The organism is Zoogloea sp. (assembly GCF_028689785.1).
Taxonomy (GTDB): Bacteria; Pseudomonadota; Gammaproteobacteria; order Burkholderiales; family Rhodocyclaceae; genus Zoogloea.
The window spans coordinates 1-6,251 of sequence record NZ_JAQVCN010000111.1 but is presented as its reverse complement, the minus strand read 5'-3'; the positions used below and the strand labels follow the sequence as shown (position 1 = coordinate 6,251).

Sequence of the window (6,251 nt, the reverse complement as noted above, 5' to 3'; positions counted from 1 at the left end):
GTCTCCCCGTTTCTGAGTCGTCATCCTTCTCGTCCTGCTGCTGTTGGATGCCCTCGTTTTCCATCAGGAAGGTGATGACCTGGTAGTAGTAGTCCAGTTTCCCGGTGAAGCGCCAGGCCTCTTGTTCCGGGTAGGCGAAGACGATGTATCCCGCCTTTTCGAGCTGCTGGAATACCTTACCGAGCATCGCGTTGGCCGATGCCTCGTTTGCAGCGAACTCCTTCCCCAGGGTGGCAAACTCTCGAAGCTTCTCCTGAAGGTGCGGGTTCTCTGTGACGGCCTTCAGGATCGCGGGATAATCGATACGGTCGCCCGGTGATGGGGCAGCATCGGTTTTCAGGCTGTCCATGCAAAGTTCGACAAACTGAATGACCGGCCGGATGGTTTGCTTGATCGAGACCATCACACGCTTGGCCTCTGCTCGCTGCTCCTTGCCAACCCTCACCCACGAGGCGTAATAGGCCTGGCCGTTGGGCGTGGTCGTCAGCCGGCGCTTGATCTTGCCGAGGTACGCATCGACTTCGGACCGGAAGGCTTCATCTGCCAGCGCGCGAAACAGAAATGGAGCGGAGGCCTCGCAGATGAACTCGCCTTCAAGGAGCTTGGGGACAATTTGCTCAAACATTCGCATGCTCCTCATGTTCCAACTTCACGGTGGCCAGCGTGCGGCCCGGCAGGATCTTGTAGTTTTTGGTGAAGAGCGGGGCGAGGTCGGGATCGACGTCGGGGAAGGCGGATACCAACGTGATGTTGTTGCGCGCCAGCAGGTTGAGGAGGGCGGTCGCGTTGCCGACGGACAAATCCTTCAACTCGTCCACAACGAAGGGTACAACGACCCGTTCCTTGCGCCGGATGCGGTTAATGAAGCCGATCAGGATAACCACCAGAATGATGTAGGACAGGCCATTGGAACTCATGCGAGCCAGCGAGGCTTCGTTCTTTGCCACCTTGCTGCCGTCACCGTCAATGTTGGCCGTGACCTGCAGGTTAATCAAGTCGACCGGATCGGCGACAAGCCCCTTGTCGTCGCTGAGAACCATGGCCACATCGCGGGCCGCCGAAATGAAACTGGCCGGCGGCAGGGCATCGCCTTGGGTGTGCCAACTGTCATACTCATGGTGCAAATTCTCAATTGCCTGCCAATAGTTTTGCTTGTCCACATCGGTCGTGATGATCACGGAGACGTCAGCGATGTTGGCAAATACCTGCCCCTGGTGAAGATGGGACTTGAGGTCGCTGGCAAAATTCCCAACTTGCTTCTTGAAGTTGCCCAGGCCGCTCCAGAAAGCAGAGATGTTCTGGGCGAATGTCTTGCCAAGCTGAATGAGGGTGGCCTTGTTCTGCGCATGTTCATGCTGGTACCAGCCGCGCAACCCCTCGATCCAGAGGTATTCCTGCCCGGGTGGTGGGTAGCCTATGCGCTGCTGGGCTGTGGCGTGGTAACGCTCAGGGCCGGTACCGGGCGTGCTCATCATCTGCTTGCGGATGTCGTCGACGCCCTCGTGAATGCGTTTCAGAAGCTCAGCGTACTCTTGCTGCAACTGCCGCCGGCGGGCGGTGAGGAGTTCAAGCGAGACCCGATCGTCGAAGCCGGCCTCGAAGGTCGCCTTGTCTTTGGGCCAGGAGACCAAGTTGGACATCTGGCCATATGCCTCGCGCCGCGACTTTTCGGCTTTGTCGATCGCATCTGTAACCTCCTTGGCGATCCGGTCGTGTTCTTTCAACCGGGCATCTCGTTCATTAACGAGATCACGATGCGTCTCCTCGAGTTTCTGTTTAGCGGCCTTGGCTGTAGCTTGGTTGTCGACGTGCTGCTGACGTTGAGTCCATGAGACTGCTAACCAGTCGCGGTATTCCGCAACATAGCGCCGGTCCTTGTTGGCCTGGTCGATCCTCTGGTCGAGTAGTTGGATGTCCGTGCGGATCGGGTCCAGGACGGACACGTCAACCCCGTTGGCCCTCAGAGCTTCGTTGCGCTGGGTGGCGATTTCTGCAAGCCGTTCCTTGAGCCGCGTAGCAATGCCTTGTATGGCGCCGTCAATGGATCCGACCTCCGTATCGTGGGCCTGCTTCAACCCGGCCAATTCTTTCGCATTGGCCTTTTCCAGATCGCGAAGTTCGGAAGCATGCCGTGTTTCCGTGTCCGCAAGGGATGCTCTGGCGGCTGACAGATTAGACCGGCAGGATTCCAGGGCTGCCACGGCCGCACGGCGAGCAGTTTCCTTGCTTGCCTGCAGCCGCGCTCTTGCGGTGGTGAGTCGTTGATCTGCGCCGCCCTTGGCAGAGATGGCCTGGTTCAACTGTGTCTGGTGCGCGTCCCGGGCATCCTTTGCCAACTGGCGTTGCCGCGAAGCCTCTGCGAGCTTTGCCTTGTCCTCGTCGTGCTGCCTTTGGCGCTTCTGGACCAGTTGGCGTAGGCGAGCGATTTCTTGCTGGATGCTTTCTTCTGAAGCCAGCCGGGTTGCATCCAACTGATCCAGGTCAATGCTCACGCCAAAGAGGTCGTCTCCTCCGGTGAGGGCAGGGGACAAGTCGGTGCGCAGCCGCGTCTTCTCAGAAACGGTGCGCCCGACATTCTGGGCCCAGTCCTGCTTATGGGCGCGCAAGAATCCGAGCAGGGTTTCTTCTCCGGCATTGCCGGCGTCTATGACGTCCTGCAGTTCGCCCTCTGCCTTTTCCAGCGCCTGCTGGCTGCCATTCATCATGGCCTCTTCGTCGATGACTTGCTGCTGCGCGCGGGAAAGCTTGCGCTCAAGAGGCTCAAGACTGCCGCGAAGTTCATCGATCCGGCGCATCGCTTCCTGGCCGGCCTCAAACTCAAGGTCGTAGGCTTGCTGGCATTCGGGGTCGGGTTGAGGGTTGCGCGCCTCAACCTCGAGTTTTGCGACATCAGCACCGAGGTTGGCGACATTGGAGTTCAGCCCGGCCAGTTCGGTGCGCTGCCGATCGGAGACCTGACGCTGATTCTCGGCGTGCCGGCTGTAGATGGCCGCCTGACGATTCGAGAAGTCCTGCACCAAGCCCGACTTGCGGGCTTCGAGTTGGCGGGTGTCGTCGTCGGCGTCCTTGCGCGCGCCGGCATCCATCTTGTCGAAAACTTCCACGACCGATTTGGAAGAAGCCTCCAGTTCCTGAAGCCGGGCCCGCTGCGCTTTCACTCGGGTTTCCGTTTCGGGCAGCGCGTCGACTGCCAGCGCCCGGTCGTCGGCCTTGTCTGCATCAAACTGCAGTTTCCTGCGGTCCAGTGCGGACAGGGTGGAGGTGGCGCCGTTGATCTTCGCCTGCTCGGCAGTGACGGCGGTTTGAAGGGTCAGTGAGCGAGCGTTGAAATCGGACACCTGCTGCGTCCGCAGGTTACGAAGTCGCTCTTCCTCGGCTTCGCCGGCGACTACCTGCGCCAGGTAGTGATCGCGCATCAATTCAAAGCGGGCGTGGAGTACGGCGAATTCATCCACCGCCTGGCGGCGGTGCTGGTCATGCTGTTCCAGCTCCTCCATGATTGGAGCCTTCTCCATAACAGCGTTGTGCGCCTCGTATTCCCCAATCCAATGGGTCAATTCGCGCTTGCTCGTCCGCATCGAGAAGGCGTCGGTGTTCTCCTGGATGGAGGAGACGATCATCCGCTTGAGGTCGAAGAAGGTGGTAGCGCGCTGCAGGATGCTGGTGATGATTCGCTCAATGTGCTTCAGCCGGCCGCCGCTGCCGGTGAAGGAGTACATCGTGGCCAACTGTCGATGTTCCCGGCCGGCCTCGTTCTGGAGGATCTGGCGGTAGAGGGTCAGGGAAAGCGGCTTGGTGAAGTCGACGCCCAACTTGGTCAGATGCCGCGACAGATCCTGGCTTTGCACCAGGCCGTTCGTGTCGCGGAAAAGCTCAGGGCTGAAGGGGCGGTTGATGAAGCGGTAATTCGCCCCGTCACTCTGGCCGTCGGCATGGATCACGGACAGGACGCGCTGGCCACGCCGCTCGTATTCGAAGACCACGTACGACGAAGTGTGGGGGAGGTAGTGCCGAGCAAACTTCAGATTGTTTTCGTCGCTCTGGATTACCCGAGAAGGGGCCTCGCCGAAAAACAGAGGGAAGAGGCGTAGCAGCGTGGTTTTGCCTGATGCATTTTCGCCAGTCAAAGCGGTATGCCCGGCCAGATCAATTTCCACGGTTTTGCCGCGGGCATACGAGTCAATGAGTATCAGCCGGGTCAGCCGAAATTCCGGCGTGTTTTGATCCAGCTGTTTGTCACTCGCCGGTGTGATGTCGGTAGGAATCTGGTTCATTTTTCCAAAGGGTTCTAGTTCAATGGGGTAGCGAGATGGCAGGTGGCCACTGCATTGATGATTTATGCAAGGCTCACTGAGAGCTTGATCAAGGGTACAACATTGAGGAGGTGGGTTCTGAAATGCCTGGGATTCACGACACGGCGTTCAGTTGATGAAAGAATCCGCGTCGATGTAGGACCACTTGAAATAGGCTTCGATGCGAGGATCGCCGTCTTCTAGGGCCTCCTGGACGAAATCCTCTTCGGGCAGAATATCGCTGTAGGTCTTCGAAACGCTTTCTCTGAGGGCCCCATGGCTAGCCGCATTGGCGGTCATATCCCGATATGAAATACCGCCCCGAAGGCCTCCGGAGTTCTCACGAGCATCCAACCATTTGACTGCGGCTCGGGCATACCAGAGAACGACACACAGAAATGCCGTACGCAGGTCGTCTCGGTCGAATTTCATCCTTGCGCGCGCGGAAGGGGTTTTTCGAAGGTAGGCGATGGCTTGCTCCCCCCACTCCTCAATTCCGGCAGGGATATTGCACTTTTCCAGGACCGCGATGACCTCCATCAGCCGAGCCAGCCTCTTGTCGAACCAGTCGTCGAGAACCTTGTTGGTTGCAGCACGCTGTTCATCTGTGACGTGCATGCCGACAAAGTGCCGGATAGGTGGTTGATGGTCCATACCAAGGAGGTCCGCATAGACCTCCACAAGATGGCCTCGAGCTTCGTTTACATATCGCCATGTGCTCATGGTTCCCCCTACCGCTGACGGGATGCACGGCGCGCCAATTTGGCTTGCTGCTCTTTCGTTCGATGTTTTGACACTTGTGCCTTCTCTGCAACAGAATTCCCCTTTTCAACCAAGAGATGCATGGAGAAGACTGAGATAACGAATCCGGACAGGACGAGGGCCGAGGAAACCCATTGGTCTTTGGCTTTCCCGAAAATCCAGCCTCCCAGCATCAGAAGCATTCCTGCGATAAACAGAAGGGTAATTTTTACGCGCCGGTTTTCAAGGGTTTTTATTTGTTTTTTAGATAACAAAAGCATGCTGTTCCTTCCTTTCCGGCCACAAGCCGATCTTTACGTTTTACGTTTTGAGGCTACGCCTTCATCCCTAGTGGTTCTTGAAAACCTATCAACCAGTGCTCAACGCGATCCGGTCGGGAAAGCAACCGGGCCTCTTCAAGCGAAGAAGCGCACCTTGACCGTATAGCAGGTTGAAACGCCGTCGGTCGTACCCAGGGTCATCTCAAACTACCCAGCAGAATGCGATTCAACGCTAAATTGACGTAGTAGTTGCTGCGACCAATCTTGTTCTTCTGCACGAAGCCGCCGGCCGCCAGCGCATCCAGATACTTGCTTGCTGTCAGGCGCGAGACACCAAGGTCGCGTTCGATGAACTCGATCTTGGTGTAGGGGTGCATGAACAGGTTGTTGATCAGGTCTTGGCTGTAGAACTTGTATTCAGCGCGGATTCGGTGCTTGTAGTCGAACAACGCATCCTTGATCGCATGGATGGTCTGAATTGCCTGTCTGGATGTTTGCTCCACGGCTTCGAGCATGTACATCACCCATTCCTCCCAGGCGTCGGCATCGTGCACCGCCTGCAGCAGGCGGTAGTAATCAGCCTTGGTGCGCACGATATGGTTCGAGAGGTAGAGAACCGGTACATCGAGCAGTCCTTCCTTGACCAGATAGAGCACGTTCAAAATACGCCCGGTGCGACCATTGCCGTCGTAGAAAGGGTGGATACTCTCGAACTGGTGATGAATAAGCGCCATCCGGATCAAGGGATCGACGGGAAAACGCTCGACGTCGTTGATGAAGCGCTCCAGGTCGCTCATCAGTGCAACAATCTCGGCGGGGTTTTGCGGCGGGGTATAAACCATTTCCCCCGATCCGGTTTTCAGCGCCGTACCCGGCAGCTTGCGAAAGCCGGCGTTATTGCGCTCCAGCTCCGCTTGAATGGCGACGATGTGATTGG

5 protein-coding genes are annotated in these 6,251 nt (G+C 57.5%); all 5 read right to left on the bottom strand.

Going from position 1 to position 6,251, the window contains the following annotated elements:
* Positions 1-625: hypothetical protein (locus tag PHI64_RS23175; RefSeq protein WP_299888679.1), on the bottom strand; the 625-nt coding region annotated here is incomplete at its 3' end.
* The gene (locus PHI64_RS23170; RefSeq protein ID WP_299888676.1) at positions 618-4,274 is read right to left on the bottom strand and encodes an ATP-binding protein; all 3,657 of its coding nucleotides are present in this window, start codon (positions 4,272-4,274) and stop codon (positions 618-620) included. The genes PHI64_RS23170 and PHI64_RS23175, both read right to left, overlap by 8 nt.
* A gap of 147 nt (positions 4,275-4,421) precedes the next feature.
* Positions 4,422-4,946, bottom strand: coding sequence for a hypothetical protein (locus tag PHI64_RS23165; RefSeq protein ID WP_299888673.1), 525 nt, complete (start codon positions 4,944-4,946; stop codon positions 4,422-4,424).
* 77 nt (positions 4,947-5,023) lie between these two features.
* Positions 5,024-5,314 (bottom strand): hypothetical protein, encoded by a 291-nt coding sequence (locus PHI64_RS23160; RefSeq protein WP_299888670.1) that lies wholly within the window; start codon positions 5,312-5,314, stop codon positions 5,024-5,026.
* Positions 5,315-5,511: 197 nt separating this feature from the next.
* Positions 5,512-6,251 (bottom strand): Fic family protein (locus tag PHI64_RS23155; RefSeq protein WP_299888667.1); only part of this gene is annotated, 740 nt, incomplete at its 5' end.